This is a genomic window from Hydrotalea sp. AMD (assembly GCF_004100315.1).
GTDB lineage: Bacteria > Bacteroidota > Bacteroidia > Chitinophagales > Chitinophagaceae > Hydrotalea > Hydrotalea flava.
In genome coordinates this window covers 1-2,074 of record NZ_SCKY01000075.1, presented here as the reverse complement: position 1 = coordinate 2,074, position 2,074 = coordinate 1, and the positions used below count along the sequence as shown (strand labels likewise).

Here is a 2,074-nt window from a genome sequence, read left to right as displayed (position 1 = left end):
TATTGATTTGTGACAAAGCTGATACGTTTGATGATGTTTCTACTAATTGGTTCATGATATTCACCTATTTGTTTATTAAGAAAGAAATTATATTATACTACTATTTTTTAAAAAGTAAATTGGGTAAATTTTTATTCTGGAAAGACCATCGATGCTTCATACCATTCTTTAAATTTATCAAAAGTAGGTTGAACCATCTCTGGTTCTTTATAATACTTTAACTGTTCTTCAATTAGTTGTTGAAGATTAAAGTCTGGATTATGATATCCATAACGAAATATAGATTGTGTGGTTAAAGTATTCCAATCAACACCACAAGTAATTCCTAATCGAATGATCTTGGATTGTGACTCTTTATCACTACAATAAACAAATCGAACATCCAACCCGTATTTTTTATCTATGTGTCGTTTGATAGCATTAATTGTTTGCAATCGTAACTGACTCAAAACAACATCACGCACCTTTAATTTTTTCTTTGGTGCTTTGTACTTGACAAAATATTGTCTGGATGGACGAAACATGAAACCTTGTGGTTTGAAGTAACCATTTAACTCTACTAAACTAATATGATCATTAACAGCCACAACAGCTTCTTTTTGTTTCTCTAGTTGTTTCTTAATTTGATTAGATAATTCAACTAAATTAATAACAACAATGTATCTAGACCTATAAAGATCATCAATATCTTCAGATGAAGATTTTTTCATCAAGAAAAATGTTTCAGATTTAACATCCATATAATAGGTGGCTAGATGTTCACCAAACATCTCATTTATGTCATCAGATGAATATAACACATCAATTGCATCTTCAATTGTTGCATATTCAAATAATGTTTCAAGAGGATTTTGGTATACAATCTGGTATAATGATTGTTTTTTCATAATTGTTCTCTCTTATTACATGATAAAACCATGAATATAAGCTTCTGGATCATCCATATCCAACGTAGCATCAATCACGTCTATTAATAATTGACCCAATTCAGAATCATATTCATCCTTTATTCTGGCCATTGCTGGATTGGTTTTGATAGCGACTTTGATACATTCTTGAATGAATGTTAATTGTTGTTTATTGGTAAGTATATCAATAGTTGATGTAAATTTAAGATCAGGATTACCAGTTTGTTGTCTGATAAGATCCTTTTTTTGTTTTGGTGTAAGATTGGTTGACATAATATAATTGTTTGATTAGTTAAGAAAGAAATTATATTATAGATGATATTACAATTTTATCAACTGGAATACCCATTTAATCAAAAAGAATAGGACCTATTAATTTTTGAATAGATTCAACTTCCTCAGATACCTCAACAACCAAATCTCTAATGATAGCAGTAACTGTTTCAGGATTTGTTCCAAACTCAGCAAATTCAGATGAGGTCATAATAACTGCACCAGCACAAACATCTTTATAATTTTCAAGATTTGATTTAACAACTAATTGTGCTAATGCATGAACTAATTGTTTTCTGGTCATGACATTAATCTCCTTTCAAATAAAATAATAGTATACTATTATTTTAATTATAATCAACTGGGATTTCCAGTTGACATTTTTAAAAAATTATAGACAATTGAAAAAATTATTCAATTGTACCAAAGTTCTCTAGATCTACCATTAACAAGATTTGATCTACTTTAACATGTTCTAAATCTTGTGTCATGACATCTGTCAATTCATGGTTTAGTTTGTCTCTTATAAAATCTTCCCTAAAATCTAACTCAATATCGTTAGGTACAAGAATTTCATGTGTTAATGCATGAGGTAGTTTAGGTTTTGTATTAAATGTAATTCTTATTCTTTTCATAATCATATACCTAAAAAGAGAGCCAAATTGGTTGTCATTAACCACACCCAGAGTGTAATTACCAATTTGGCTCTTGAGGTTAAAACATGGGAGAGAGAAGCCCATGTTTCTTTCTTAACAAACTTTAATCTGGAAGAGATGAATCATCAATTGCATTCACTCTTTCCACCAATCGAGTAGCTTCAACCAAATTCTCGATTCTTTCGTTGATGACAACGCGTAATTCTAGGACTTGACTTTTGTCACTAATATTGATGA

Annotated in this window: 4 protein-coding genes; all 4 read right to left on the bottom strand. The window is 29.7% G+C overall.

The window, feature by feature from the left end; all coding sequences use genetic code 11:
* Nucleotides 1–131 precede the first annotated feature (131 nt).
* The 4 genes from EO766_RS18060 to EO766_RS18045 all read right to left on the bottom strand — a co-directional run bounded on the left by EO766_RS18060 (nt 132) and on the right by EO766_RS18045 (nt 1,816).
* On the bottom strand, nt 132–887 hold the full coding sequence (locus EO766_RS18060; protein ID WP_287101776.1) for a hypothetical protein: 756 nt from the start codon (nt 885–887) through the stop codon (nt 132–134).
* A 15-nt stretch (nt 888–902) separates the two neighbouring features.
* Complete coding sequence (locus EO766_RS18055; protein ID WP_287101775.1) at nt 903–1,181, bottom strand: hypothetical protein; 279 nt, start codon at nt 1,179–1,181, stop codon at nt 903–905.
* A 76-nt stretch (nt 1,182–1,257) separates the two neighbouring features.
* Nucleotides 1,258–1,485, bottom strand: coding sequence for a hypothetical protein (locus EO766_RS18050; protein WP_287101773.1), 228 nt, complete (start codon nt 1,483–1,485; stop codon nt 1,258–1,260).
* Between the two features lie 106 nt (nt 1,486–1,591).
* The gene (locus tag EO766_RS18045; protein WP_287101771.1) at nt 1,592–1,816 is read right to left on the bottom strand and encodes a hypothetical protein; all 225 of its coding nucleotides are present in this window, start codon (nt 1,814–1,816) and stop codon (nt 1,592–1,594) included.
* Between the last annotated feature and the right edge of the window lie 258 nt (nt 1,817–2,074).